The organism is Enterobacter cloacae complex sp. IR5428, assembly GCF_049238585.1.
Taxonomy (GTDB): Bacteria; Pseudomonadota; Gammaproteobacteria; order Enterobacterales; family Enterobacteriaceae; genus Enterobacter; species Enterobacter intestinihominis.
The window spans coordinates 1-26,925 of sequence record NZ_JBMKHV010000018.1; the positions used below are offsets into that span (position 1 = coordinate 1).

The 26,925-nt window shown below is 54.8% G+C and carries 20 protein-coding genes and 1 riboswitch; of the genes, 5 read left to right on the plus strand and 15 right to left on the minus strand.

Features of this window, described 5'->3' with window-relative positions:
• Positions 1-224 precede the first annotated feature (224 nt).
• Positions 225-620 carry a hypothetical protein gene (locus ACOTXC_RS20035; RefSeq protein WP_126490568.1) on the minus strand — a complete coding sequence of 132 codons (396 nt, stop codon included), beginning with the start codon at positions 618-620 and terminating at the stop codon, positions 225-227.
• Between the two features lie 268 nt (positions 621-888).
• Positions 889-2,190 carry a YadA-like family protein gene (locus ACOTXC_RS20040; protein ID WP_421767925.1) on the minus strand — a complete coding sequence of 434 codons (1,302 nt, stop codon included), beginning with the start codon at positions 2,188-2,190 and terminating at the stop codon, positions 889-891.
• Between the two features lie 945 nt (positions 2,191-3,135).
• On the opposite strand from ACOTXC_RS20040, the gene ACOTXC_RS20045 reads away from it, so the two are divergent.
• The 4 genes from ACOTXC_RS20045 (at position 3,136) to ACOTXC_RS20060 (ending at position 6,690) form a co-directional block, all read left to right on the plus strand.
• A complete protein-coding gene (locus ACOTXC_RS20045) occupies positions 3,136-3,876 on the plus strand; it encodes a hypothetical protein (protein ID WP_123906485.1) in 741 nt (246 codons plus the stop codon).
• Positions 3,877-4,202: 326 nt separating this feature from the next.
• A riboswitch (TPP riboswitch) is annotated at positions 4,203-4,299 on the plus strand.
• A gap of 35 nt (positions 4,300-4,334) precedes the next feature.
• The gene (gene thiM, locus ACOTXC_RS20050) at positions 4,335-5,105 is read left to right on the plus strand and encodes a hydroxyethylthiazole kinase (protein WP_126490566.1); all 771 of its coding nucleotides are present in this window, start codon (positions 4,335-4,337) and stop codon (positions 5,103-5,105) included.
• A complete protein-coding gene (gene thiD, locus ACOTXC_RS20055; RefSeq protein WP_023300565.1) occupies positions 5,102-5,902 on the plus strand; it encodes a bifunctional hydroxymethylpyrimidine kinase/phosphomethylpyrimidine kinase in 801 nt (266 codons plus the stop codon). The genes thiM and thiD overlap by 4 nt, the downstream gene beginning before the upstream one ends.
• Positions 5,903-5,943: 41 nt before the next feature.
• A complete protein-coding gene (locus ACOTXC_RS20060) occupies positions 5,944-6,690 on the plus strand; it encodes a GntR family transcriptional regulator (RefSeq protein WP_126490565.1) in 747 nt (248 codons plus the stop codon).
• Here ACOTXC_RS20060 and ACOTXC_RS20065 read toward each other — a convergent pair.
• From ACOTXC_RS20065 to ACOTXC_RS20075, 3 genes are read right to left on the minus strand one after another with little or no spacing between them, the layout of a single operon-like run.
• Positions 6,664-7,617 (minus strand): PfkB family carbohydrate kinase, encoded by a 954-nt coding sequence (locus ACOTXC_RS20065; protein WP_108394046.1) that lies wholly within the window; start codon positions 7,615-7,617, stop codon positions 6,664-6,666. The genes ACOTXC_RS20060 and ACOTXC_RS20065 overlap by 27 nt on opposite strands.
• Positions 7,614-8,618, minus strand: a complete 1,005-nt coding sequence (locus tag ACOTXC_RS20070; RefSeq protein WP_022648656.1) for an ADP-ribosylglycohydrolase family protein — start codon at positions 8,616-8,618, stop codon at positions 7,614-7,616. Before ACOTXC_RS20070 ends, ACOTXC_RS20065 begins: the two co-directional genes overlap by 4 nt.
• Complete coding sequence (locus ACOTXC_RS20075; protein WP_022648655.1) at positions 8,615-9,892, minus strand: nucleoside permease; 1,278 nt, start codon at positions 9,890-9,892, stop codon at positions 8,615-8,617. Before ACOTXC_RS20075 ends, ACOTXC_RS20070 begins: the two co-directional genes overlap by 4 nt.
• 249 nt (positions 9,893-10,141) lie before the next feature.
• Here ACOTXC_RS20075 and fbaB point away from each other — a divergent pair, with 249 nt between their 5' ends.
• Entirely contained in the window at positions 10,142-11,194 is a 1,053-nt protein-coding gene (gene fbaB / locus ACOTXC_RS20080; RefSeq protein WP_022648654.1) for a class I fructose-bisphosphate aldolase, read from the plus strand.
• An 88-nt stretch (positions 11,195-11,282) separates the two neighbouring features.
• On the opposite strand, the gene yegS is transcribed toward fbaB, so the two are convergent.
• From yegS to ACOTXC_RS20130, 10 genes are all read right to left on the minus strand, one after another.
• Positions 11,283-12,182: a lipid kinase YegS gene (gene yegS / locus ACOTXC_RS20085; RefSeq protein WP_126503291.1), complete on the minus strand. Its 900-nt coding sequence runs from the start codon at positions 12,180-12,182 to the stop codon at positions 11,283-11,285.
• A gap of 170 nt (positions 12,183-12,352) precedes the next feature.
• Entirely contained in the window at positions 12,353-12,958 is a 606-nt protein-coding gene (locus ACOTXC_RS20090; protein ID WP_023306583.1) for a hypothetical protein, read from the minus strand.
• A 7-nt stretch (positions 12,959-12,965) separates the two neighbouring features.
• A complete protein-coding gene (locus ACOTXC_RS20095) occupies positions 12,966-13,931 on the minus strand; it encodes a hypothetical protein (protein WP_023300559.1) in 966 nt (321 codons plus the stop codon).
• A 409-nt stretch (positions 13,932-14,340) separates the two neighbouring features.
• Positions 14,341-15,702 carry a tRNA 5-hydroxyuridine modification protein YegQ gene (gene yegQ / locus ACOTXC_RS20100; RefSeq protein WP_017383261.1) on the minus strand — a complete coding sequence of 454 codons (1,362 nt, stop codon included), beginning with the start codon at positions 15,700-15,702 and terminating at the stop codon, positions 14,341-14,343.
• 209 nt (positions 15,703-15,911) lie between these two features.
• Complete coding sequence (gene baeR, locus ACOTXC_RS20105) at positions 15,912-16,634, minus strand: two-component system response regulator BaeR (protein WP_015572364.1); 723 nt, start codon at positions 16,632-16,634, stop codon at positions 15,912-15,914.
• On the minus strand, positions 16,631-18,034 hold the full coding sequence (baeS, locus tag ACOTXC_RS20110; protein ID WP_023306582.1) for a two-component system sensor histidine kinase BaeS: 1,404 nt from the start codon (positions 18,032-18,034) through the stop codon (positions 16,631-16,633). The genes baeR and baeS overlap by 4 nt, the downstream gene beginning before the upstream one ends.
• The gene (locus ACOTXC_RS20115) at positions 18,031-19,446 is read right to left on the minus strand and encodes an MFS transporter (RefSeq protein WP_032623937.1); all 1,416 of its coding nucleotides are present in this window, start codon (positions 19,444-19,446) and stop codon (positions 18,031-18,033) included. The genes baeS and ACOTXC_RS20115 overlap by 4 nt, the downstream gene beginning before the upstream one ends.
• Positions 19,447-22,524, minus strand: a complete 3,078-nt coding sequence (gene mdtC / locus ACOTXC_RS20120; protein WP_022648648.1) for a multidrug efflux RND transporter permease subunit MdtC — start codon at positions 22,522-22,524, stop codon at positions 19,447-19,449. It lies immediately after the preceding gene.
• On the minus strand, positions 22,525-25,647 hold the full coding sequence (locus ACOTXC_RS20125) for an MdtB/MuxB family multidrug efflux RND transporter permease subunit (protein WP_023300557.1): 3,123 nt from the start codon (positions 25,645-25,647) through the stop codon (positions 22,525-22,527).
• Complete coding sequence (locus tag ACOTXC_RS20130; protein WP_421767926.1) at positions 25,647-26,849, minus strand: MdtA/MuxA family multidrug efflux RND transporter periplasmic adaptor subunit; 1,203 nt, start codon at positions 26,847-26,849, stop codon at positions 25,647-25,649. The genes ACOTXC_RS20125 and ACOTXC_RS20130 overlap by 1 nt, the downstream gene beginning before the upstream one ends.
• Positions 26,850-26,925 lie beyond the last annotated feature (76 nt).

Here is a 26,925-nt window from a genome sequence, read left to right on the forward strand (position 1 = left end):
TGATTATATCGAAATGTTTTATAACAGTAAGCGTCGGCATGGTTCGAGCGAGCAGATGCCACCGGCTGAATATGAAAACCTATATTATCAACGGCTCAGAAGTGTCTAGATTATCCGTGGCGATTCAAAAACTTCTTCATCACTTACCTTCAGTATGAGTTATAGACAACCATCAGTAACATAAAAGTATTGTAGTCGATCATTTAATTAATTTTGGCAGATATTCAGGGGCATTGCTCCCCTAAAGCCTGGCAAAGGTAGAATGCTCTTTTTTGCTTTTGCTTAGGGGTTAATTCAAGTTTAGCTTTTTGCTCAGGAGTAAGAGTTGATTCTAGATCATCATTTATAACTTTATCGCAGAAAGCGACTACTTTATTTTTATTACGTAACTGAATTTCTTTTAATAGGATTTTATAACGATTCTTATTTTCACTGTATTCAGGGTGTGAAGATGGATTAACATTCAACAAACTATTTTCATAGTGGTTTTTTGTCTTGCAAAGCTGAACATCACTATACTTACTCAAATCGATAGGCTTGCTTTCTTGTCTCACAGGTTCAGAAGAAACACAGCTTGTAAGCAAAGTACAAGCGATAAGATACAGGTTACATTTTCCCATTATTTACCTTAGCCATTACACAGATAAGTTGATTCATACATTATACCGATCCATACGCCGATTAAAACAAACATGGTATACAGCACCGCAGAAAAGATTATGTATTTGGTCATTTTTACCTTTATCAGTATAATGATTGTCGAAGAGGCTAGCTAATCAATTCGGGGTTTGGTTTGTTGATTTGTTCACGGTTAACTAGTCTCTTCACTATTGAAAGCTCATAAGAAAAGCCCCTCACATTGGAAGGGCTAGATTTATGAGTTTTCCGTCACCATCCTATTGATGCTGATGCAGCTACGATTTCATCACCATTTGATGTACCAGATGTAGAAAGAGTTGCAGCAGCGTTATTAGAGAACTTATGACGATAGCCGATTGCATAACCCTGCTGATCCTTGAAATTAGCAGCACCGATTGCAATAGCATTATCTGTATCAACATAGTGCAATCCAGCAATAGCAGCCGAACCAGCTATACCAGCGCGATACTCTTTACGATCTGCATTTTGTTGTTCTTCAATGTTGCTCATGCGTTCGTTAGCATGTTGAGTTTGAGTATTGAAGAATGATTTAGCAGCGTTCAGATCAGCAGCTTGTGTAGCTGATTGCGTTTTCAGCGTCTTAACCTGGTTAATGGTAGCTGTATCAACTTCTTTCTTAGTGATGGTGGTGGTAACGCCGTTAGCGCCGTTCTTACCACTCACACCATCTTTACCATTAACACCATCTTTCCCGTTAACGCCGTCTTTACCTGCTTTACCTTCCTTCCCATCTTTACCGTCTACACCATTCTTACCATCAACACCATCTTTCCCAGCAACACCCGCTACACCTTGTGCGCCTGTATCACCTTTTAAACCTTGCGCACCTGTAGCACCATCTTTACCATCGATCCCGTTTTTACCATCAACACCATCTTTACCATCTACGCCGTTAGTCGGCTTAGGAGCGTTTTCTAATGCTGTAAGGCGGGTAGAGTTATTACCAGCCATGATAAGAGCAGTGTTAGCGTTTGTATCGGCTTGATTAGCTGTATCTTGCGCAATCTGTGCTTTATCAGCAAGAAGCTGTTTAGCCCCTTGTAAGTCACTGTTGACGTTATCAATAGCAGAAGTATTAGCTGTTGCAGTAGTTAATGCACTATTTGCTGTTTGTGCATTACGCAGGATTTCAACGTGATCACTAGCCTGATTACCTTCAATAGTGGTAAGGCGTTTACCTTGCTCAATTACAACAGTATCAGAAGCCGCAATATGGGAAGCGTTTTTATCAGCTAATGTTTTAGCCTGATCCGCCGTATCTTGTGCAGTAGAAGCAGCAGAGGAAGCAGTATTAATAGCTGTATCTTGTTGACTATTTACCTGATTGATTGCAGGGATTTTGTTAAAATACACATCAGCAATATCATTCGATAGACCATCAACTTGACCTTGCAAATTACTATGTGCTGTTTCCAGATCCTGACCACTGGAAAGAACTACATCACTAGCGGGTGTAGCAGCTTTAACAACACTAGATAACAGGATGCCAAAAACAGTAATAGCCATTACTGATTTGTTAATACATTTCATTTGAAAGACTCGCATTAATTTAATTAAGTGGTAACTGTGCTGAACTATAAATAGTTTACGTTTGGGAATGTTGATCTAAATCACAGTTAGCACATATAGCTTAAATGGTTGGATGTGATATTAAAGGCATTTAAGCATTACAAAACAAGGGGTTGTATAGACACTGTGTTTCTAGATGTATAAGTTGATGTTTATAAATGAAATTATATTTCAAGTTCATTCAATGGATTTTTTAAATGTATACTTTGAATCATAATTCATAACTTTCATATGAAATTAACTTCAATTGAAGCTGAAAGTAAGCATTATGAATGAGGAAAAACGGGTTAATATAAGATTTTTAACAAAAAGTGCTATTTTTTAATAAAATGTAAAAAAAGTAACAAAATCTGGCACCAAGACCTTTTCAAGTGTTGCTATAATTAAATATTAAAAGAGAATATTCACACAGGAGAGCAATGAATGAAAGTAAGCAAAGCTTACAAATTCATAAATACTTCAGGAGTTACTTATTACTCTTTGTAAATATGTTTTTGATTTTGACTTACTCGAATAAAAATTGTTTTATTCGTATAGGTAAGCAATTAAAGAAAGTTATTAATCTACTTTCTAATCCTTCTAATAACAACACAAATCATAGATTTGGTTGTAAGTAAAATCAAAACATTAAATTCAAAAACACCGATAGAGAAAAGCAAAAGCCAATAAAATTTATATAAGAGAGTTAGTTATTTCCCTTATCGTTCTCTTATGCCCTTTTACCTTATTGTGGTTTTCCCTCTTATCGGAATATTAAGCTTGCGTTCAGCTTGCGAAATTATTTAATCATCCATATATATTTATACAAAGTAATCGTAAGCGCTTGCGAAGCTCCCTGTTATTTATGTATGGATGGATAAGAAATTTCAGGAACAAAAAACAATTATTGACAACCGGAATGTCTGATTGTTTTTAAGTTGGTGTTTATTATTAGAATATTTGCCAACTTTTTTTATTCGAGAATTAAGCTTCTCAAAACATGTTTGTGATCACGTTAGTGATAAAATAACGAAACCTCCTAATATGAAAGGAAGATCTCCAGGCGGGGAATCATCTAATCATTTAGGAGGTTTTTGTTTATACCGCCTGATAAACAAGGAAGTAAATATTATGCCAAAATCATCTATCACTATTGGTGATGTATTCATTACTAACAATTGTGGGTTTTGTACTGTCATTGATTATACAAACAAAGATAGCGTAACTATCAAATTTGATAATACAGGTTTCATTACAAAGGTTAGAGCAAGAAATTTAAAATCAGGACAAGTAAAAGATCCCTATGCAATCTCGGTTTGTGAGGTTGGTTTTATAGGAGTGGGTGTACCAACTACGATTAATGGAAAACTTACAAGAATCTATAGTTTATGGGTACATATGCTTACACGTTGTTATAGTGAAAAGTATCACTTAGATTTCCCTAGCTATAAAGGTTGTAGTGTTGCCCCTCGTTGGTGTTGTTTTGCTAATTTTGCTAACGACATCAAAACACTTGAAGGGTATGAAGATTGGTTAGATCCGCATAATAAAATTTGCCTCGATAAAGATGCAAAAGATCCAGGTAATAAACTCTATAGTATTGATACGTGTCGTTTCATTACCTCTTATGAAAACATTGCTGATGCTTCCTATCGTCGCTCTCATTGATTCCTTTCTGCCTTTCCTTATCGGTGCTCTTAGTCTTTTGTGTTCGCTCCTGCCTTGCGTGAAGAAGCGATGACCGGGAAGGCTTTAGCTTTCGACGGTCGCAAATGCTTTAGCTTTGCGGCCTACTTTCCTACGCTCAACATCATTAAGCGGTATACAAGCGGGTTAACACATTTCAGGTGCTTCATTATGTGATTTAGCTATTCCAGGTGTGATAACTGCTGTGATAAATACTGTGATAATTCGAAAAATCTTGCACCCTGCCTACGGCCCCGGTTACACTAAACACCTACAAATTGTTTGTGTGTAAATGATTGTTTTCTAAGTAATTTGACTCGGGGTAGTGTTCGCTTGAACATTTGAGAAATACCCGTATTACCTGATCTGGATAATGCCAGCGTAGGGAAGTCAGATGCCTACCCGGTCATCGCTTCTTTCCGCACGGCAGGAGCGAAACCATGCAGCCTGACCTGCTCGACTCACACGTTTTACATCAATTCCGAACCCGTTCCCCGCTCACGCACTGTATGACCAACGATGTCGTGCAGACCTTCACCGCCAACGTTCTGCTCGCGCTGGGCGCTTCCCCGGCAATGGTGATCGAAGCTGAGGAAGCGGAACAGTTTGCCGCGCTTGCCGATGCCCTGCTCATCAACGTGGGTACACTCACCGCGCCGCGCGCCCAGGCGATGCGTCGGGCCATTGAGAGCGCGGTAGCCGCGGGCACACCCTGGGTTCTGGACCCCGTCGCGGTTGGCGCGCTGGCGTTCCGCACCCGTTTTTGCCAGCAAATATTATCCCTTAAACCTGCGGCCATTCGTGGCAACGCCTCCGAAATCCTCGCCCTTGCCGGAATGAGTGCGGGCGGACGTGGGGTCGATTCCACCGATACGGCAGCGAGCGCGTTGACCGCTGCGCAGGCGCTTGCCCGCCAGACCCACGCCGTTGTAGTCGTCACAGGGGAAGTGGATCACATCACCGACGGCCAGCGAACCCGTACGGTCGCGGGGGGCGACCCGCTGATGACCCGCGTGGTAGGAACTGGCTGTGCGCTCTCGGCGGTCGTCGCCGCCTGCTGCTCGCTGCCTGGCGACAGGCTTGATAACGCGGCGGCAGCCTGCGGCTTTATGAAGCGCGCAGGGTCAGTTGCCCTGACTCAAAGCCGGGGGCCCGGCAGCTTTGTCTCCGCGTTTCTGGACGCGCTTTACGCGCTGGAGGAACAGGTATGACGCGCATTAATGCCCTGACTATTGCGGGAACCGATCCCAGCGGCGGAGCGGGGATCCAGGCAGACCTGAAAACCTTCTCTGCGCTCGGCGCATACGGGTGCTCGGTTATCACCGCGCTGGTTGCGCAAAACACGCGCGGCGTACAGTCGGTGTATCGCATTGACCCGGATTTTGTCGCCGCGCAGCTGGATTCGGTATTCAGCGACGTACGTATCGACACCACCAAGATCGGCATGCTGGCAGAGGCGGACATTGTTGAAGCGGTCGCTGAACGTCTCAAACACTACCAGATAAAAAACGTGGTGCTTGATACCGTGATGCTGGCCAAAAGCGGCGATCCGCTGCTCTCCGCCTCGGCTGTCGACACTCTGCGTAAAAAGCTGCTGCCGCAGGTTGCGCTGATCACGCCAAATCTGCCTGAAGCCGCCGCGCTGCTGGATGCGCCACACGCGCAAAACGAACGTGAGATGAAAGAGCAGGGGAATGCGCTGCTGGCGATGGGGTGTCGCGCGGTGCTGATGAAAGGCGGCCATCTTGATGATGCAGAAAGCCCGGACTGGCTTTTCACCCACGATGGCACGCAACGTTTCACCGCGCCACGCGTCCAGACCAAAAACACCCACGGCACGGGCTGTACGCTCTCGGCGGCGCTGGCGGCGCTGCGTCCTCGTCACGCCACATGGGCGGATACGGTGCAGGAGGCGAAGGTCTGGCTCTCGGGCGCGCTGGCAAAAGCCGATTCTCTGGAAGTGGGTCACGGTATTGGTCCGGTTCACCATTTTCATGCATGGTGGTAAGCCGTATACTGGCATGAAACTCATGCCAGAGAAAAACAGAGATGGAACAAGCGCATACCCGGTTAATTGCTCAACTCAAGGAACGAATTGCCGCACCGGACAACACGCCGCTGTATCTGAAATTTGCCGAAACGGTCAAGAACGCGGTGCGCAGCGGTGTGCTCGCGCACGGTAATATTTTGCCCGGCGAGCGCGATCTGAGCCAGCTGGCCGGTGTGTCGCGTATTACGGTGCGTAAAGCCATGCAGGCGCTGGAAGAGGCTGGCGTCGTTACCCGCGCGCGTGGATACGGGACGCAAATCAACAATATCTTTGAATATTCGCTGAAAGAGGCGCGCGGCTTTTCTCAGCAGGTGGTGCTGCGTGGCAAAACGCCCAACACCCTGTGGGTCAATAAACGCATCGTGAAGTGCCCGGAAGAGATCGCCCGCCATCTTTCCCTTGCGCCGGAAAGCGATGTGTTTTTGCTTAAGCGCATCCGTTACGTGGATGACGATGCGGTATCGATAGAGGAGTCCTGGGTACCGGTTGGATTAATTCCCAACCCGGACGACATTGGCGTCTCGCTTTATGATTACTTCCGCAGCCAGAATATCTTTCCGCAGCGCACCCGTTCCCGCGTCAGCGCCCGGATGCCGGACAGCGAGTTTCAGGCGCATATCAAGATGGACGATAAGATACCGGTGCTGGTGATCAAGCAAGTCGCGCTCGATCAACAGCACCGGCCAATTGAGTACAGCATCAGCTACTGTCGCAGCGACCTATACGTCTTTGTGTGCGAGGAGTAGGGCCTCGCGCGTGGGGGCGCAGTCGCCACCGCGATGGCTGACTACCCAGGCGGCTACGGCATTGCCAAGCTGCACCGCCTCTGGCAGTGACCATCCCGCAGCCAGCCCGGCAAGGGTACCTCCCGCATGGCTGTCACCCGCGCCGATGGTATCGACTACGGTAGCAGGAAACGCCGGAACGTGTCCGGAAGCGTCACCGTCATACCACACCGCCCCGTCTTTATCATGGCGTACGATCAGCGCAGCGCCAAACCTCTGCTGCCACCGTGGGCCGAGCTCTTCCACGTTCACGCCAAGCCATTCGGCGGCAAGTTCCGCCTCCTGACGATTGAGCGAGACGATTGGTTTGCAGGCCATGATGCGTGCCATCAGCGGGTCGGGAATATCCGCGATGCGCGGACCGAAATCGATAAAGAGCGTCACATCCTGAAGACTTTCCAGCCAGGCCGTCAGCAGCTCACCGCTGGGGGACGCCAGCTGGTAGCCGGACAAAGAGATCAGACTCCCTGCCGGCACGCTTAACCCGTCCAGCCAGCGTTGCTGCCACTGATTCTCCACACCGCTAAACGACATGAAGGTCCGTTCACCATCAGGCTCCACCAGCGCCAGGCACCAGCCGTTATCGCCCGTTTCCGCTTCCACGGCGCTGTGCAGATCCTGCTTCGCCATGGCATTACGGATAATATCGGCCCACACGCCGTGGCCAACGGGAAGCGCGTTTTGCGCTGCAATGCCGAGCCGCTTCAGGGCGATGGCGATATTCAGCGCGCAGCCGCCAATATTCACTCCCTGTTGCTTAAGCTCGATATCACACCCGCGCCAGGGCAGGGCGTAGGCGTCGGCAATCACGTCGATGACCGCCGCGCCGAGCACCGTTACGGGGCGCGTAGCGTGAAGGGTTTCGAGACGGCGGGCAAAAGCACTCATACGCCCTCCCTTTGCTCCCGGAAGTGCAGCAATTTTTCGCAGTAGCGTCCGAAATCAAGCTGGTTTACGGCATCAAGTTCGCTTTTAAGCGCCGGATCAATGGCCTGTACACCGTGCAGCGCGCCACAGATGGCCGTTGCCATCGCGCCGATAGTGTCCGTATCACCGCCCAGGTTAGCGCATAACACCGCGCAGCGGTTCGGATCGGTGCCCGCGAGTTCGACCATCGCAATCGCCGCCGGAACGGACTCCAGTGTGCTCGTGCCCGCGCCAATAAGCTGATAGATCTGCTCGCTGGCGGTCTCCGTACCGTTGGCTTCGCGCACGGTTTTCAGGGCCAGCTCAATACGAGCGGAAAGCGATGCGCTGAAGGTGGTGGTGTTCGCCTCCTGCGCCGCACGGGCAATACCCGGCAGGGCATCGGCGATGTTCTGCCAGCGCTCGCCGTCGATAGCGCGTGAAACCGCCCACGCGATCACCACCGCACCGGCGATAGCGAGATCCGATTTATGGGTCGGGCTGGAGGCTAACGCAACCTGTTCAACAAAATGTGCCAGACGCGTGGCCGGTAGCAGGCATCCCAGCGGGGAGGCGCGCATCGCCGCCCCGTTGGTGACGCCGTTATTTTCCAGCTCGCTCACCGGCTTGCCGTCACGGATGGCGTTCAGGGCAATTTTGGAGGTCGGGCCGAGCACATTCTTATTGAACGCGTCAAAATCCAGCGCCCAGTCCAGAATATGCTTACCGATAACGTCAGGATTAATTTCCCCGTCGCATTCGATAATCGCGTCGGCCAGGCACAGCGCCATCGACGTATCATCCGTAAATTCGGCCTGATTAAAGTAGCAGGCGGCATTATTCTCAGCCGGGCCGGGTAAGAAACGGTCGATCCAGCCGAAGTGCGCTTTCACCCGCTTGCGCGGCCACAGTTCAGACGGCATCCCCATCGCATCCCCTAACGCCTGCCCGTAAAGAGCACCGAGAATACGGTCTTGTTTCATTTAACTTCCCCTCGTGTCAGCGCGGTATCGCCATCAACCACCTCAATTGCGGTGATCTCTTTATCCGATTCGCGGAAAAACAGCATAAACAGCACGGCAATCACTACAATCATGATTGCACCAAACGTCCACATTCCGGCCCAGTTGAAGGTCAGCCCATTCACCGGCTCTTTATAGGCGAACATTTTTTCCATCATCACGCCGCCGAGACGGTAACCCAGCAGGCTACCAAAGCCCTGACAGCACAGCGTGATCAAGCCCTGCGCCGCGTTGCGCATATGCACGGGCGCTTTTTTATCCACGTAGATGTACGCGGTGACGTAATAGAAGTCATAGCTTACGCCGTGCAGCAGAATGCCGAGGAACAGCAGGGCGTAGGTGAAGTATTGTTCGGCGCCGCCGTAAACAAAGAAGCCGTAGCGAATGGCGGCGGTGATCAGGCCCAGCAGCAAGACCTTCTTAATACCAAAGCGTTTGGTAAAGAACGGCAGAGCGAGCATGAAGAAGATTTCAGAGAACTGGCCGAGGGTCATCCAGCCGGTGGCGTTTTTCATCCCCACTTCGGTGAGATAGCCGTTGGCAAAGATGTAGTAGAAAGCCAGCGGCATGGCGAACAGGAATGAGCAGAAGAAGAACACCAGGAAGTTTTTATCGCGCAGCAGGATCAGCGCATCCAGCCCCAGCATCACTTTAATATCCAGCTTGCCGGTGCTCTTCGGCGGGGTATTCGGCAGGAAAAGTGCGAAGACGCCGAGCAGAAGGGAGCTGGCAGCGGTCATCAGCAGCGGGATATTGGTGTCAGAGATGTCGCTATAGCCCATCATCTGCGGCAGGAAGCCGCACGCCAGGCCGGAGGCAATCCAGCCGATGGTGCCCATCACGCGGATGCGCGGGAAATCAGCCTCCACGTCATCGACGTTCGCAAAAGCGATGCTGTTCGTCAGCGCGATGGTCGGCATATAGGTCAGGGAGTAGGCCAGTAACAGCGGGAAGAAGGTGCTGAACTGGGTTTGCTGTGCTGCGAAATACATCAGAATCGCGCCAGCGAACATCAGCACGGCCAGCACTTTCTGGGCGGCGAAGAAACGGTCGGTCAGCGAGCCGACCAGGATGGGAGAGAGGATCGCGGCAATAGCGGTACAGGCATAGGACCAGCCAATTTCCCCGGCGGTAAACCCGCTCTTGCTCAGCCACAGCCACAGCGGCACAAACCACGCGCCCCAGATAAACCATTCAACAAACATCATGAATGACAGTTGGACTTTCGTTTTCATTTTTTTAATCCTGCATGTCAGAGGTACGCATGTAACATACCATGTGATAATACCTTTTAAATACCTTTAAGGCGATTGTTTGATCAGTGTAACAAAAATGTTGTACATGAAACGAGCCAGCAGATTGTGCTTAAAAAAGTTGCAAATGGTGGAAAATAGGTTAAGTCGGTACCAGGCTTAGTCTGCCTGCAAAAACGTGGGCTTGGATCACACGCTCCGACATCATGTCGGACATACGGGAGCATCACTATGACTGATATTGCGCAGCTGCTTGGCAAAGACGCCGACAGCCTTTTACAGCATCGTTGTATGACCATTCCAGCCGACCAGCTTTATCTGCCTGGCCATGATTACGTAGACCGCGTCATGGTCGACAACAACCGTCCTCCTGCCGTACTGCGAAACATGCAGACGCTTTATAATACCGGCCGCCTGGGCGGAACCGGGTACCTCTCTATTCTGCCCGTTGACCAGGGCGTTGAACACTCTGCGGGGGCATCGTTTGCCGCGAACCCGCTCTATTTTGATCCGAAAAATATCGTCGAGCTGGCAATTGAGGCAGGCTGTAACTGCGTGGCCTCCACCTACGGCGTGCTGGCCTCCGTGTCGCGTCGCTATGCCCACCGCATTCCGTTCCTCGTTAAGCTGAACCACAACGAAACCCTGAGCTACCCAACCGAATACGACCAGACGCTCTACGCCAGCGTCGAGCAGGCGTTCAATATGGGTGCGGTGGCGGTCGGGGCAACCATCTATTTCGGTTCTGAACAGTCGCGTCGTCAGATAGAAGAGATCTCCGCGGCGTTCGAGCGCGCCCACGAGCTGGGCATGGTAACCGTGCTGTGGGCCTATCTGCGTAACGGCTCGTTCAAAAAAGACGGAGTGGATTACCACGTGTCTGCGGATCTGACCGGTCAGGCAAACCACCTTGCGGCGACCATCGGCGCGGACATCGTGAAGCAGAAAATGGCCGAGAATAACGGCGGCTATAAAGCGGTGAACTTTGGCTATACCGACGACCGCGTCTACAGCAAGCTGACCAGCGACAACCCGATCGATCTGGTGCGCTACCAGCTGGCGAACTGCTATATGGGCCGCGCCGGGCTGATTAACTCCGGCGGTGCGGCAGGCGGTGAAACCGACCTGACCGATGCGGTGCGCACGGCGGTGATTAACAAACGCGCGGGCGGCATGGGGCTGATCCTCGGCCGTAAGGCGTTCAAAAAATCTATGGCCGACGGCGTGAAGCTGATCAACGCGGTTCAGGACGTCTATCTGGACAGTAAGGTCACGATCGCTTAAGTCTTTTCCCCTCACCCTAACCCTCTCCCCAACGGGGAGAGGGGACTCTTCAGTGCATACGGGAAGAGGGCCGCCACCCGGCAACACATCAGCGCAAAAGCTGACAGTCCGGCGGCAACCGGCACTGCAACGCCCCGGGCAACACCTCAATGCGGAATCGCTCGCCGCTGAGCGGCTCTCCGTCGAGGTTAAAGGTCATGCCGTGTGGGGCGATCACTTCAAACCACGCGGATTTCCCGTCGATGATATTGGGGCTCTCCTCTGGCTGCGTCAGCGTCGTAAACAGCGCCGGCAGCAGCCCGTCGCCGGTAAAAATACGCAGCTGTAATTGACCGTCATTAATCAGCGCTTCCGGGCAAAGCTGCTGTCCGCCGCCTGCCTGACGCCCATTGCCGATACCAATCACCAGCGCGTCGCCCTGCCAGTGGAAGTTTTCACCTTGGATCTCACAGCTGTCGGGCTTGAGGGTGTCCATGCGCATCAGGCCGTGGATCAAATATGATACGCCGCCCAGCGCGGCCTTCAGTTTTTCCGGCGTTTCGCTGGTAATGCGGGTGCCGAAACCGCCCGTCGCCATATTGATAAAGCAGGTTTTTTCATTCACCTGAGCAATATCGACGGCGGTAGCCTTACCGAGAATGGCCAGCTGTAGCGCTTTTCCTACATCCTCCGGAATACCGGCGCTGGTGGCAAAATCGTTGGCGGTACCGAGCGGTAAAATCCCCATCGCCGGGCGCGCTGCGGCGTTGAGGTCAATGAGCGCACCGGCGATCTCGTTGATCGTTCCGTCGCCGCCGCCGGAAATGATGGTCTGAACACCTAACCTGATGCCCTCGTCGATGTAGCGCGCCGCATCGCCTTTTTCAAACGTTACTCGCACGTGTATGCATGCTCCGTCTTCACGCAATTCGGTAATCGCCTGGCGTAGCAGATCGTTGCCTGCACTCTTGCCGTTAAGAATTAATAAACTGTCTGGATAGGTTGCCATCCGGGTTGCTCCCTTTTTTAGCTATAGAAAGAGTGTATCCCAGAGAGGGAAAAAGCGGGTAAGAACAGGATGAAAGGCAAAAAATAAGCCCGCGTAAGGGCTTTGAAATCGACTAAAGAACCCCGTAGCGCTTATAGTGCATACTACTGCCGCTCAATTGACTATTGTGGTCAACGTTTGAGGTGTGACATTGGCCTTGCCTCGATTTTGAGCTGCTTACGCCAGACCCGATTATGTAGCGTTAGCGCAATGGAGCGGTAAAAAATCGATGAATTCATCCACATAATGTTCAAAAAGAAACATCCCAGCCCCAGCAAAGAGGTTATTTGCGGTGTGTAGTTCTCAACAGGGCCGAATAAAAGCGAAATCCCCGTCCAGATGAAATAAATGATGCTCATTATGCCTGTCAGCGTAATGACGAAAATATGCAGTTTATATCCAGGTAAAGAACCTCGTGTAGTCAGAAACATCGTGCTCATCACTACCAGACAATACACAATCGCTGCAATGAATACTCCCATCATAACCTTAAATTCGGGTAAGCCGAGCCAGCGAAAAAGCAACAACCAGAGGGACACTTGCAGCATGGCGTAGCAAAAAATAGCCAGTAACGTGCTCACTGCCAGAGGAATTCCTGTCATATGGACGCCCACAGGAACGCCGAACCGATCTTTTAACTGTTCTTTTAATGTTTCAAGCTGGTTGGGATCATCGGTCGCCATTTTACTTTTAACCAAAGCACTTAATGCAAGGCTATCTTTAATGTATTTCATCATGGACGGGTCAATAACTTCCTGTAAATGAAAAAGACTGAATTAAACCAAAAATGTATTTACCCGTTTGTGCAACATTCTGTGGATTTCTGATATTTCCTGAGATGGCACTTCCAACGAAGGCAGAAGAATTTGAAATGGTATTCAGCAACTCACGCTGTAAGAGCAACTGCAACGCTTCTGACGGATAACGTTTGGGATACACGCCTGCCTTCATTGCTGCTTTTACACCTGAATTCGAGATGCCGGGATTGCGGATACGAATAATCTCCTCTGTTAATCGCGTACGGTCGGCCCGGCTCATTTTTTGTAATAAGGAGAGCAAACTCTCAGACGATGAACGGTTAAGAAGGCGATATGTTAATGCAGCGCTTTTTAAACCCGCAGCAGCCCCGGCAAGAGAAATCGCATCCAGGGCTGTGTTGGTTGCTGTATACCACTCCTGGGAGTCCATCCACGCAACGTAGTCATCGTGATTCATAGCAATCAACGATAGTCGGCCAAGCCCATTTGCACATTGAATTCCAGTTGCTACACCACCTGCTAAAATCACAGCGGCTATAGCACCGGAAGACCCTGCAGTGAGAGGTATAGCCATACCGGCCCCTGCCGCAAGTACAACAGTAAGAATTGCGGCTCCGCAGGAAATTGCCGTTGAACCAATTTCAGTCGCCAGGGAAGGGGACTGAATCGTAGCCGTTGTTGCGTGAACGGGGTTAACTTGTGAGGCATTTACTTTGGTTATGACTACATGACTAACCGAGCTTTCGTTTGGTGTCGCAATCCTTCTTGATGGCCGTACTAGCCACTGACGTGTACCGTCTGAGTAGATAATCCCGGCCTGGCTAAAATTTCTGCTGCAGTCCAGTTGACCTGCAAGTGCTGTGAAATTTATATCGCCGCCAGAGGCAAGACCAAGACTGCGTGCGAGTTCGTAATCTGGAAGATCCTTTGAAAGTTGTCCTGTAAATGTCACTTCATCTCTCCGTCCGTGTGAAACATTGATTGTTAATAAATCAAGAGTAAAGGTCCTGTTAACACTTAAAATTAGGAATGTTCCGAATAGTGTTCATCCCTCTCAAATCCATTAAAAAATGTGATTAGGCTCCTTTGTTCGTTCGATTTGCTTAGATGATACGCCTAATGCTGACACAAACCTTTCCCGGGTCAATGCAACGCCATATTTATCAGGGGGAAAAATTTCAGGAGTTAACAAAAAAATAAGCCCGCGTAAGGGAGATTACGCAGGCTAAGGAGGTGGTTCCTGGTACAGCTAGCATTTATGGGTTATGTTTTTCAGCGGGGGGATAATACCCGTATTGAACGAAGCGGTATGTGATCCGATTCTAAGAATTATCCCAGCGTGAAAAAATCCCGTTGATTGACTATTTGCCGTGCGGATTTCGGGTATTTTCACCTTCAAAATTGCGCATCAGCAGCGCAAACTCCAGCTCTACTTCTTCAGGAACCGGCAGCCAGACCACATGGCCGTCGCCAGGTGCGACCTCAATCGCCTCACCTTTTTTGTTTTCCAGATGCTCCAGGCGGAAGTTCATGTTGCCCTGCGGTGTCATCAGCTCCAGGCTGTCGCCTTTAGTGAATTTGTTTTTTACGGCGACGGCGGCCAGCGGGCCTTTACGCTCGCCGGTGAAGTCGCCTACAAACTGCTGGCGTTCGGAAATCGAATAGCCATGCTCGTAGTTCTGGTAGTCGTCGTGGGTATGTCGACGCAGGAAACCTTCGGTATAACCGCGATGCGCCAGGCCTTCCAGCGTTTCCAGCAGGCTGGTGTCGAACGGTTTACCGGCGGCAGCATCGTCGATGGCTTTGCGATACACCTGCGCGGTACGAGCGCAGTAGTAATAGGACTTGGTGCGGCCTTCGATTTTCAGGGAGTGCACGCCCATCTGGGTTAAACGCTCCACGTGCGCGATGGCGCGCAGATCCTTCGAGTTCATGATGTAGGTGCCGTGCTCGTCTTCGAAGGCGGTCATGTACTCACCCGGACGTTTGGCTTCTTCGATCATAAACACGCTGTCGGTAGGCGCGCCGATACCCAGCGTTGGCTCAACGTTGGTGACCGGGATCGGCTCGTGTTTATGCACGATGTTACCGATGTCATCCTCTTTGCCTTCCTGAACGTTATATTCCCAGCGGCAGGCGTTGGTGCAGGTGCCCTGGTTCGGGTCACGCTTGTTGATGTAGCCAGAGAGCAGGCAGCGGCCGGAGTAGGCCATGCACAGCGCGCCGTGGACGAAGATTTCGATCTCCATATCCGGCACCTGGGTGCGGATCTCTTCGATCTCTTCGAGAGACAGCTCGCGAGACAGAATGACGCGGGTCAGCCCCATCTGCTTCCAGAATTTCACCGTTGCCCAGTTGACGGCGTTAGCCTGCACCGAGAGGTGAATGTCCATCTCCGGGAAGTTCTCCCGAACCAGCATGATTAAACCCGGGTCCGACATGATCAGCGCGTCCGGCCCCATCTCCACGACCGGCTTCAGGTCACGAATGAATGTTTTCAGCTTGGCGTTGTGCGGCGCGATGTTCACCACCACGTAGAATTTTTTGCCCAGGGCATGCGCTTCGTTGATGCCGAGCTGAAGATTCTCGTGGTTGAATTCGTTGTTACGCACGCGCAGCGAATAGCGCGGCTGGCCCGCGTAGACGGCGTCGGCACCATAGGCGAAAGCGTAACGCATATTTTGCAGCGTTCCCGCCGGGGAAAGGAGTTCCGGTTTAAACATGTTTGTTCTCGTTCTGATGACAGGTCAGATCCGCGTGCACCAGGTGCAGCGGTAAGGGGAGATCCCCCACTTTAAGGGCGGGCATTGTAGCGCTGCGGGGCGGGGAGGTAAAGCCCGGACCCCTCACCCTAACCCTCTCCCCAGGGGGGAGAGGGGACTAAAACACCCTCTCCCCCCTGGGGAGAGGGCAGGGTGAGGGGAGAATGTTGTCAGGCAATCCTGCAGGCATCCGCTTCCCAGCGATACCCCACGCCGTACACCGCGCGAATAAACGACTGGTCGGCGTCCAGCGCCTCCAGCTTGCGGCGCAGGTTTTTGATGTGACTGTCGATGGTGCGGTCGGTCACCACGCGGTAATCGTCATACAGATGGTTGAGCAGCTGTTCGCGGGAAAACACTTTTCCCGGCTCGTGGGAGAGGGTTTTCAGCAGGCGGAACTCCGCGGGGGTGAGATCCAATAGTTTGCTGCGCCAGCTCGCCTGGAAGCGGCTTTCGTCGACGATCAGCGGGCTTTGCGCATCCAGCACCTGCAATTCACGCTGCGGCTTGCAGCGGCGGAGGATGGTTTTCACGCGAGCGACCACCTCCCGCGGGCTGTAAGGCTTGCAGATGTAATCGTCGGCGCCGATTTCGAGCCCCAGCAGACGATCGATCTCTTCGATTTTGGCCGTCACCATCACGATGGGCACATCGGAGAAACGACGAATTTCGCGGCACAGGGTTAGGCCGTCGGTACCCGGCAGCATCAGATCCAGCAGGATCAGATCCGGCGGCGTCTGGCGCACGTAGGGCAGCACCTGGTCGCCGTGGCTGATAAGCGTTGGCGCATAGCTCGCAGCGCGCAAATAGTCGATCAGCAGTTGCCCAAGTTTAGGCTCGTCTTCCACAATCAAAATACGCGGTGTGTTGTCGTCAATCGGTAACTCGGTCATGCTTCCCTCGATAAATCCCGTTCCAGAGGTAACTCTACTGTAATGCTAACCCCGCCAAAAGGCGAATGGGCGGCGCGGATGGTGCCGCCGTGGGCCTCCACAATATTAACGCAAATCGCCAGGCCAAGGCCGGAGCCGCCGCTGGCGCGGTTGCGTGAACCTTCGGTGCGATAGAAGCGCTCGAACAGTTTTTCCAGCTGCGCATCCTTCACGCCAGGGGCGGAGTCCGCAAAGGTCAGGGCAAAGCGCCCGTTTTCCTGCTTGCCGGAGATATGCAACCCGCCGCCGCCGTCGGTGTAGCGGAGGCTGTTCTCCAGCAGATTATTGAACAGCTGCATCAGGCGATCTCTGTCACCGAATACCACCGCGCTGTCAGGCAGCGAGAGGTTGATTTTCAGGTCACGGCTGGCGAAGCGTTCGCGGAACGCGCCGGTCACGACTTCAAGGATATTGATCACGTCGATTGGGGCTTTCTGGTAGGCCAGGGCGCCTTCATCGGACATGGAAAGCTGATGCAGATCGTCCACCAGTTTGGTCAGCGTACCGACTTCCGCCTGTAGCGAGGCCACGGATTCGGGGGTGAACTGCCGCAAGCCGTCCTGAATCGCCTCCAGCTCACCGCGCAGCACCGCCAGTGGGGTGCGCAGCTCGTGCGAAATGTCGGCCATAAAGTCGCGGCGCATCTGCTGGTTTTTCTCCAGCGTGCTGGCGAGCTGGTTGAAGTCCTGCGCCAGCTTGCCCAGTTCATCCTGACTGCGGGTGTCCACGCGGGTCGAGAAATCACCCGCCGCCAGCTTATGCGTGCCTTCCACCAGGCGTTTTACCGGCGCCAGCAGGCCACGCGCCAGCGGGAAGGTGGCGAGCGCCGCAAGCAGGGTAGAAAGCGCGACAATCAGCCAGCTGGTCTGGCGCTGCTGGCGATCAAAGTTGATGTCGGTGTTGCGCGTCAGCCGCTCGACCGGCGAGGCAATAACCCAGCCCACCGTGGCGCCGTTCGAGGTAATGGCGCGCTTTGTACCGTCCGGCGGTACCGGCGAGCGCGGGCCAACGAGCACGTGCATCTCCTGATCGATCACCCAGAACTGGGTGCGCCAGCCGTGCGGCGGCATGCCCGGCCCCGGGCGGTCGTCGTCATTATCGTGCTCCAGCGAGCGCAGAATTTGAAATATAAAACGATCGTTATTGCGCAGAAAACGCCAGTTACCGTGCAGGCTATACTGTTCCCCCAGCGCGTCGCTTAAGCCCTGTAAGCGCTGTTCGTTACCGTGCTTGATGTAGTCAATAAAGCCGCGCTCAAAGCTGACCCGCACCGCCCAGTGCATGGTAATCAGCAGGACGATACAGGTGGCGAAAATCGCCACAAAAAGCTTACCGGTGATGCCCGGACGCCAGAATTTCATGGTGCACTCCTTTTGCCGCGTCGGATCACGACGTTTTTGGTCGTGTCATTCGGTACTCTGGCAAAGATAAAAGCGGGCAGGGCGATAATTACCGCCATGCTGAGGTAAGTGTATAAAAAGACCTGATGCGCGACGGGGGTGTCGGCGCTGAGATGGTGCTGACCGTACATGCCGAGCAGCAATCCGGCGACCGTGACCCCCACGCTCATAGAGAGCTGCATGATCATCGACAGCAGGCTGTTACCACTGCTCGCCAGTTCGTCCGGCAGATCTTTCAGCGTCAGGGTGTTCATCGACGAGAAGCGCATGGAGTTGATGATCCCCTGGCAGAACAGCACCAGTGGCAGGATGTAGTACCAGCCCAGCAGCGCCACGGTCATAAACAGCAGACTAACCAGCGCCAGCCCGAGCGTGGCGGCCACTAGCACCCGGCGATAGCCAAAGCGGTTTACCACCTGCACCACAATACGCTTCATCCCCATGCTGCCGAGCACCATCGGGATCATCATCAGCCCGGCATGGAACGGCGAGAAGCCCATCCCAATCTGTAAAAATACCGGCGTCATAAACGGCAACATGCCGCTGCCGATGCGTCCGGCAAAGCTGCCGAACAGACCAAGACGGTAGGTGGGATTCTTGAACAGGTTCAGGCTAAACAGCGCGTTAGCGTTGCCTCTGGCATGCCACAGATACCAGAGAATGGCGGTGACACCCAGCGCTACCAGCAGGGCGAGCGACAGGGAGGAGATCCCCAGCCCTTTTTGCCCGTCGAGCGCCAGGGTGAGCGTCGCCATGCCAGCTGCCAGCAGGATGAAGCCAAAGAAATCAAAGCGCCGGGTCTGCATTTTATAGTTCGGCATCAGTGTCAGGGTGGCAATCGCGCCGATAATACCGACCGGCAGGTTGATCAGGAAGATCCAGTGCCAGGAGGCATACTCCACCAGAATACCGCCCAGCGCCGGGCCCAGCAGCGGGCCGACCTGACCGGGCAGGGTGACGAAGGTCATCGCCGCCATATACTGCGCGCGCGGAACAATTTTCATCACCGTTAACCGCCCGACGGGCACCATCATCGCGCCGCCGACGCCCTGTAGCACGCGCGCCATCACCAGCTGGTCAAGGGTATTGGCCTGGGCGCAAAACAGCGAGCCGGTGGTAAACAGCACAATGGCGGTGAAAAAGATGTTTCGCACGCCGACTTTATCCGCCAGCCAGCCGCTGGCGGGCAGCATCACGGCGACCGTCAGCACGTAGGCGACAATCACCATATGCATGTGCAGCGGGCTCTCCCCCAGGCTTTTCGCCATTGAGGGGAGGGCTGTGTTCACGATGGTCGTGTCCAGCGACTGCATAAAGAAGCCGAACGCGACGATCCACAATTGCCAGCGAACGTTACTGGGTAGGTCGGTCATTTACTCGGTCACCGTGGTTCTCTTTTTACGCGAAAAACGCAGCCGCAGGCGGTCAAAGAACAGATAGACTACCGGCGTGGTGTAGAGCGTCAGCAACTGGCTCATCACCAGGCCGCCAACGATCGTGATCCCCAGCGGCTGGCGCAGTTCAGAGCCGTCACCGCCGGATATGACCAGCGGCAGTGCGCCGAACAGCGCGGCCAGCGTAGTCATCATGATCGGGCGAAAACGCAGCAGACAGGCCTGGAATATCGCCTCGTCCGGCGTCAGGTTGCCGTTGCGCTGGGCGTCCAGGGCAAAGTCGACCATCATTATCGCGTTTTTCTTCACAATACCTATTAATAGCATGATCCCAATGAGCGCGATGAGGCTGAATGGAGCACCGAACAGCTCCAGCGCCAGCAGCGCCCCCACGCCCGCAGAGGGAAGCGTGGAGAGAATGGTCAACGGATGCACGTAGCTTTCGTACAGCACGCCCAGCACGATGTACACCGTGGCAATGGCCGCCAGGATCAAAATGACCTGCGAGTTCATGGTGTCCTGGAACACCTGCGCCGTACCGGCAAAGCTGCCGCGCACGGAGGAGGGCACCCCAAGCTGGGTCATGGCGCGGTTAATGGCATCGCTGGCCTCAGACAGCGACGAGCCGGTTGGCAGGTTAAACGACACGGTCGAGGCGGCGGAAAGCCCCTGGTGGTTCACCGACAGCGGCGCGTTCGACGGCTGCCAGCTGGCGAAGTACGACAGCGGGATCGCCTTGCCGTCATCATTGATCACAAACATCTTGTCCAGCGCGCTGATGTCCTGGGTGTAGCGCGGATCAACTTCCATTACCACCTTGTACTGGTTCATCGGCTGATAGATGGTGGAGACTTCACGCTGCCCGAAGGCGTTGTTAAGCAGGCTGTTGGCCGCCTCCACGTTAATGCCCAGGCGGGCCATAGTTTCACGATCGTAGGTGAGCGCCATCTCCGCGCCGTTGTTCTGGCTGTCGGAGTTCACGTCCGCCAGCTGCGGCAGCGCGGCCAGCGCTTTACGGATCTTCGGCTCCCACTCGCGCAGGGCGGCTAAGTCATCCGAGAGCAGGGTGTACTGATAGCTGGCGTTAGCCTGTCGTCCGCCGACGCGGATATCCTGAACGGCCATCAAAAACAGGTTCGCCCCCGGCTCTTTGGCGAGCTTCACCCGCAAGCGGTCAATGATCTGCTGCGCCGTTTCGTGACGTTCACCGCGCGGCTTAAGGGTAATAAACATCATCCCGCTGTTAACGCGCGAGCCGCCGGTAAAGCCGGTAACGTTGTCTACGGCCGGATCTTCCCGGATGATTTTCATAAAGTCCTGAAGCTTGCCGCGCATCGCCTGGAACGAAATGCTCTGGTCTGCCTGAATACCGCCCATCAGCACGCCGGTATCCTGCTCCGGGAAGAAGGTTTTCGGGATGGTGATATACATCCAGACGTTGAGCCCGATGGTGGCGATAAGCACCAGCCCGACAATACGCGTGTGGTTCAGCACCCATTTCAGCGATTTGCCGTAGCCGGACTGCATCGCCATCAGGACGTGGCCAAAGCCTTTCCTGCGCGGCTGTGAGTGTGGTTGGCTGCGCTTTAGCATCCAGCCGCACATCATCGGCGTTAGCGTCAGCGAAATCACCAGTGAGATACCAATGGCGACGGAGAGCGTGACGGCAAATTCGCGCAGCAGTCGCCCCGGCAGGCCGCCCATCAGCAGCAGCGGCAGGAACACCGCCACCAGCGACAGGCTCATGGACAGGACCGTGAAGCCCACTTCGCGCGTCCCCTGAAGCGCCGCCTGGAGCGGCTTCATGCCCGCTTCCAGATGACGCGAGATATTCTCCAGCACCACGATGGCATCATCCACCACAAACCCGGTGGCAATCGTCAGCGCCATCAGCGACAGGTTGTTAAGGCTAAACCCGCACAGGTACATGGCGGCAAAGGTGCCTATCAGCGATACCGGGACCGCTACCGCCGGGATCAGCGTGGCGCGCCCCGAGCGCAGGAACAGGAACACCACCAGAATTACCAGCGCGACGGAGATGATCAGCGTTTGCTCTACCTCTTCAAGCGAGGCGCGGATGGTGGGGGAGCGGTCCTGCGCAATCTGGAGATCGATGGCCGCCGGAATGGTTTCCTGAAGCTCCGGCAGCCGCGCGCGGATGCTGTTCACCGTCTGAATGATGTTGGCTTCCGGCAGCTTGCGGATCATCAGCAAAATCGCCGGTTTGGCATTGGTCATCCCGGCGTTACGCACGTCCTGCACCGAATCGGTGACGCTGGCGACGTCGCTCAGGCGCACCGCCGCGCCGTTGTTGTAGTGAATAATCAACGGCTGATACTCGGCGGCGGTTTTCAGCTCGTCGTTGGTCTGGATTTGCCAGCGGTGGCTGCTGTCCTCAATCGCGCCCTGCGGCTTACGCACGTTGGCGTTGCTGATGGCGGATCGCACGTCGTCCAGCGACACGCCCTGATTAAACAGCGCCTGCGGATTCAGCCCCACGCGCACGGCGGGCAAGGAGCTGCCGCCGACATCCACGTCACCCACGCCGTCAATCTGGGCGATGGTTTGCGCCAGCTGGGTGGAGGCAAAATCGTACAGCTCGCCCTGGGAGTAGGTCTCTGACGTAAGCGTCAGGATCATGATCGGCGCATCGGACGGGTTGGCCTTGCGGTAGGTTGGACGGCTCGGCATGCCGCTCGGCAGCAGGCTTTGGGCGGCGTTAATCGCGGCCTGCACGTCGCGCGCCGCACCGTTGATATCCCGGTCGAAGTTAAATTCCAGAATGATGCGCGTGCTGCCCAGCGAACTGCTGGAGGTCATCTCGTTAACCCCGGCAATCCGCCCAAGCGATCGCTCAAGCGGCGTCGCCACCGATGAGGCCATGGTTTCCGGCGAAGCACCCGGCAGCGAGGCGCTGACCATGATCACCGGGAAATCGACCTGCGGCAGCGGGGCCACCGGCAGCAGCCGGAAGCCGAGCACGCCGCACAGGGTGATAGCGACGGAGAGTAAAATCGTCGCCACCGGACGGTAAATGAAGAGGGCGAAAAACTTCACTTACGCCTCCTCTTCACGTTTCGGGAAGCGGCTTTTCGTCCACAGGGCCAGACGGTCAAACAGCAGGTAGATAACCGGCGTGGTAAACAGCGTCAGCACCTGGCTCACGAGCAGACCGCCGACCATGCCGATGCCCAGCGGACGGCGCAGTTCGGCCCCCACGCCGGTGCTCAGCATCAGCGGCAGCGCGCCCAGCAGGGCGGCGAGAGTGGTCATCAGGATCGGGCGAAAACGCAGCAGGCAGGCCTGGTAAATGGCCTCGCGCGGCGCCATACCCTGCTCGCGCTCGGCGGCCAGCGCAAAGTCGATCATCATGATGGCGTTTTTCTTCACGATGCCGATAAGCAGGATGATGCCGATGATCGCAATCACGTCCAGTTCGCTCCCCGCCAGCATCAGCGCCAGCAGCGCCCCCACGCCCGCCGTCGGCAGGGTGGAGAGGATGGTGATCGGGTGGATGAAACTCTCATACAGCACGCCAAGCACGATATACATCGCCACCACCGCCGCGACAATCAGCCAGACGGTGCTGCCCAGCGCGGCCTGGAACGCCAGCGTACTGCCCTGGAACTGGGTCTGAATATCGGACGGGAAGCTGAGTTCTTTCTCCGCGCCCAGAATGGCCTCCACCGCTTCGCCCAGGGAATACCCGTCCGGCACGTTGAACGAAATGGTGGTGGACGGGAACTGATCGAGATGGTTAATCGACAGCGGGGTGTGGCGCTCTTCCACGCTGGCAATGGCGCTGAGCGGCACAATCCCGCCGTCTTTGCTGGTCAGGCGTATTGAGTCCAGCGCGGCAAGCCCGGGCGTGTTCTCGGTGTTATGTTCCAGCACCACGCGATACTGGTTGGCCTGGGTGTAAATGGTGGAGATCAGTCGCTGACCAAAGGCGTTATACAGGGCGTTATCCACGTCGGACATGGTAATGCCCAGACGGCTGGCGGTGTCGCGGTTGACGTTCACGTACGCCGCCAGCCCTTTATCCTGCCAGTCGCTGCTGACGTCAGAAACCTGCGGCAGTGCTTTCAGCTTATCCACCAGCTGCGGCACCCAGGTGCTGAGTGCATCAAGCGAGGTGGCCTGGAGCGTAAATTGGTACTGCGTGCGGCTCACCTGCGTATCAATGGTTAAATCCTGGATCGGTTGCAGATACAGCTCAATGCCCGGCACGCGGGCCACCGCGCTTTGCAGTCGCTCAATTACCGCGTTGACGCGATCGTCGCGGTCATCGAGCGGTTTAAGGTTAATTTGCAGGCGCGCGCTGTTGAGCGACGGGTTGGTGCCGTCCACGCCCACGTAGGCGGTCAGGCTTTCCACCGCCGGATCTTTCATGATGATCTCAGACACCTGCTGCTGGCGCTGCGCCATGTTGGCGAAGGAGACCGTCTGCGGCGCCTGAAGCGTGCCCTGAATAATGCCGTTGTCCTGAATCGGGAAGAAGCCTTTCGGAATGAAAATCCACAGCATCACGCTGAGCGCCAGGGTGCCGAGCGCCACGCCGAGCGTCGCCCAGGGATGGTTCAGGACTTTCGCCAGCACGCGGCCGTAGGCGGCGATAATGCGCTCGAACATCCGCTCGGAGGCGCGCGAGAAGCGGTTTTGCTTGCGCAAAGATTCGTGGCTCAGCATGCGGGCGCACATCATCGGCGTCAGCGTCAGCGACACCACGGCAGAGATCAGAATGGCGACCGCCAGCGTCACGGCAAACTCGCGGAACAGCCGCCCGACGATATCGCCCATAAACAGCAGCGGGATCAGCACCGCAATCAGCGAGAAGGTGAGCGAGATGATGGTAAAGCCAATTTCTCCTGCGCCCTTCAGCGCGGCGGCTAAGGGCTTTTCACCTTTTTCGATATAGCGCGAGATGTTCTCGATGACCACGATGGCATCGTCCACCACGAACCCGGTGGCGATGGTGAGCGCCATCAGCGTCAGGTTATTAATCGAAAAGTCGAGGAACACCATCACCGCAAACGTCCCGACCAGCGAGAGCGGCACGGCGACGGCGGGAATGATGGTTGCCGGAACGTTGCGCAGGAACAGGTAGATGATCATCACAACCAGCGCAATCGCCAGCATCAGCTCGAACTGGGTGTCTGACACCGAGGCGCGAATATTCGTGGTGCGGTCAGAAAGCACTTTCACGCTCACCGATTTTGGCAGGCTTTCCACCAGCTGCGGCAGCATGGTGCGAATGCTGTCGGCGGTATCAATAATGTTCGCGCCCGGCTGGCGCTGAACGTTCATGACAATCGCCTGCTGCTTATTGGCCCACGCCCCGAGCCAGCTGTTTTCCGCGCCTTGTTCGACGGTTGCCACGTCGCCGAGGCGGATCGGCGCGCCGTTTTGATAGGCCACAATCAGCTGACGGTACTCATCGGCGGACTGCATCTGGTCGTTGGCGGAGAGCGTAACCGCACGGGTTGGGCCGTCGAGCGAGCCCTTCGCTGAGTTAACGTTGGCGCTGCTGATGGCGGTGCGAATGGTTTCGCTGGTTAACCCCAGCGCGGCAATGGCCTGAGCATTGAGCTTAACGCGCACAGCGGGGCGTTGACCGCCCGCCAGCGTCACCAGCCCGACGCCGGTCACCTGCGAAATCTTCTGCGCCACGCGGGTTTCGACCATGTCTTCCACCTGCGTCATCGGCATGGCGGAGGAGGTGACGGCAAGCGTCATGATCGGCGGGTCTGCCGGGTTGACCTTGCTGTAAACCGGAGGATTCGGCAGGTCAGACGGCAGCAGGTTAGTGGCGGCGTTAATCGCGGCCTGCACCTCCTGCTCGGCGACGTCCAGCGACAGCGTGAGCTGGAACTGAAGCGTGACGACCGAGGCGCCGCCGGAGCTCTGGGAGGACATCTGCTTCAGGCCAGACATCTGGCCAAACTGACGCTCCAGCGGGGCGGTGATGGCGGACGTCACCACATCCGGACTGGCGCCCGGATAGAGGGTGACAACCTGAATGGTCGGGTAGTCCACTTCCGGCAGCGCCGACACGGGCAGAAAACGGTAGCCAATGATCCCGGCCAGCAGGATCGCCACCATCAACAGGGTCGTCGCAACCGGACGTAAGATAAACAGGCGTGATGGCCCACCTGTAGAGCTCGGCGGCATCACCTGCATCAGGCTTTTGCTCCTGTATTTTGCGCTTCCACCACCTCGACCTGCGCCCCTTCGGTCAGACGGTCAATACCGTCGGTTACGACGCGGTCGCCAGCGGACAGCCCTGCACTGATCACCACCGTCTGACTGTCCTGGATCCCGGTTTTCACCAGATGTTTGCTGACCTTGTTTTCGCTGTTCAGCACCCAGACAAAGTTGCCTTCACTGCCCATTTGCAGGGCCGCAGTCGGGATAACCACGGCGTTTTCTTCGGTCGCGACCAGCATTCGCGCATTGACGAACTGATTCGGGAACAGGGCATCGTCCTGATTGTTGAAGCGTGCTTTAAGCTTGATGGTGCCGGTGGTGGTATCGATCTGGTTATCCAGGCTAAGTAGCAAACCTTCGCTCAGCTTCTGCTTGTTGGTGCGATCCCAGGCTTCAACCACCAGCGCATTTCCGGCCTTCTGCGCCTGTATCACCGTCGCAATGTCGCTTTCCGGCAGGGTAAAGACGAGATCGATAGGGTGCGTTTGGGTGATCACCACGATGCCCGTGGTGTCGCCGCTGGAGATTTGGTTGCCGATATCAACCTGTTTCAGGCCCACGCGGCCGTCAATCGGCGCGGTGATCCGGCTCCAGTCGAGCTGGAGCTGGGCGCTGGCGACCGCGGCTTCGTCGGCCTTGATGGTGCCCTGAGATTCACTGACCAGAGACTGCTGGGTATCCAGCTCCTGGCGCGACACGAGGTTGGTTTTTACCAGCTGCTGATAGCGGGCTAAATCGCGGCGGGCATTGGCGAGGGTGGCTTTGTCTTTCGCGAGCTGCCCCTGCGCCTGCGCCAGGGCCACCTTAAACTGGCTTGGGTCGATTTCCGCCAGCAGATCGCCGGCTTTCACCTGCTGGCCTTCCTGGAAGTGGATGGCCATCAGCTGACCGTCCACGCGGCTACGTACCGTCACGGTGTTGGCGGCGGTAATGGTTCCCAGCCCGGAGAGATAACGAGGCACCGCTTTATTCACCGCCGTTGCCGCCTGCACCGGTGCCAGCGCCGCGCCGCGCATACCGTGGCGCCCGCCGCCCGTTGGACGTTGTGAGGGGCTATTGGCGCCAGCAGGTGCCGTGGAGTTCGCGGACTGGCTGTGCCAGTACCAGGCGGCGGCCAGGACCACCACAATCAGACCAACGGCGATTGCCCAGCGGGATTTGTTACTGCCTTTCATCGTTATACGTTCTCGTCCTGAAACACTTTCGGGGAATGATACTAGTTTAGTCAGGTAACACAGCGGAAAAATGGAG

What these genes read in the sequence shown, in the direction of transcription:
- ACOTXC_RS20035 (WP_126490568.1), bottom strand. Translation starts at nt 620, where the DNA reads ATGGGAAAATGTAACCTGTATCTTATCGCTTGTACTTTGCTTACAAGC.
- ACOTXC_RS20040 (WP_421767925.1), bottom strand. Translation starts at nt 2,190, where the DNA reads ATGAAATGTATTAACAAATCAGTAATGGCTATTACTGTTTTTGGCATC.
- thiM (WP_126490566.1), top strand. Translation starts at nt 4,335, where the DNA reads ATGCAGCCTGACCTGCTCGACTCACACGTTTTACATCAATTCCGAACC.
- thiD (WP_023300565.1), top strand. Translation starts at nt 5,102, where the DNA reads ATGACGCGCATTAATGCCCTGACTATTGCGGGAACCGATCCCAGCGGC.
- ACOTXC_RS20060 (WP_126490565.1), top strand. Translation starts at nt 5,944, where the DNA reads ATGGAACAAGCGCATACCCGGTTAATTGCTCAACTCAAGGAACGAATT.
- ACOTXC_RS20065 (WP_108394046.1), bottom strand. Translation starts at nt 7,617, where the DNA reads ATGAGTGCTTTTGCCCGCCGTCTCGAAACCCTTCACGCTACGCGCCCC.
- ACOTXC_RS20070 (WP_022648656.1), bottom strand. Translation starts at nt 8,618, where the DNA reads ATGAAACAAGACCGTATTCTCGGTGCTCTTTACGGGCAGGCGTTAGGG.
- ACOTXC_RS20075 (WP_022648655.1), bottom strand. Translation starts at nt 9,892, where the DNA reads ATGAAAACGAAAGTCCAACTGTCATTCATGATGTTTGTTGAATGGTTT.
- fbaB (WP_022648654.1), top strand. Translation starts at nt 10,142, where the DNA reads ATGACTGATATTGCGCAGCTGCTTGGCAAAGACGCCGACAGCCTTTTA.
- yegS (WP_126503291.1), bottom strand. Translation starts at nt 12,182, where the DNA reads ATGGCAACCTATCCAGACAGTTTATTAATTCTTAACGGCAAGAGTGCA.
- ACOTXC_RS20090 (WP_023306583.1), bottom strand. Translation starts at nt 12,958, where the DNA reads ATGATGAAATACATTAAAGATAGCCTTGCATTAAGTGCTTTGGTTAAA.
- yegQ (WP_017383261.1), bottom strand. Translation starts at nt 15,702, where the DNA reads ATGTTTAAACCGGAACTCCTTTCCCCGGCGGGAACGCTGCAAAATATG.
- baeR (WP_015572364.1), bottom strand. Translation starts at nt 16,634, where the DNA reads ATGACCGAGTTACCGATTGACGACAACACACCGCGTATTTTGATTGTG.
- baeS (WP_023306582.1), bottom strand. Translation starts at nt 18,034, where the DNA reads ATGAAATTCTGGCGTCCGGGCATCACCGGTAAGCTTTTTGTGGCGATT.
- ACOTXC_RS20115 (WP_032623937.1), bottom strand. Translation starts at nt 19,446, where the DNA reads ATGACCGACCTACCCAGTAACGTTCGCTGGCAATTGTGGATCGTCGCG.
- ACOTXC_RS20125 (WP_023300557.1), bottom strand. Translation starts at nt 25,647, where the DNA reads ATGCAGGTGATGCCGCCGAGCTCTACAGGTGGGCCATCACGCCTGTTT.
- ACOTXC_RS20130 (WP_421767926.1), bottom strand. Translation starts at nt 26,849, where the DNA reads ATGAAAGGCAGTAACAAATCCCGCTGGGCAATCGCCGTTGGTCTGATT.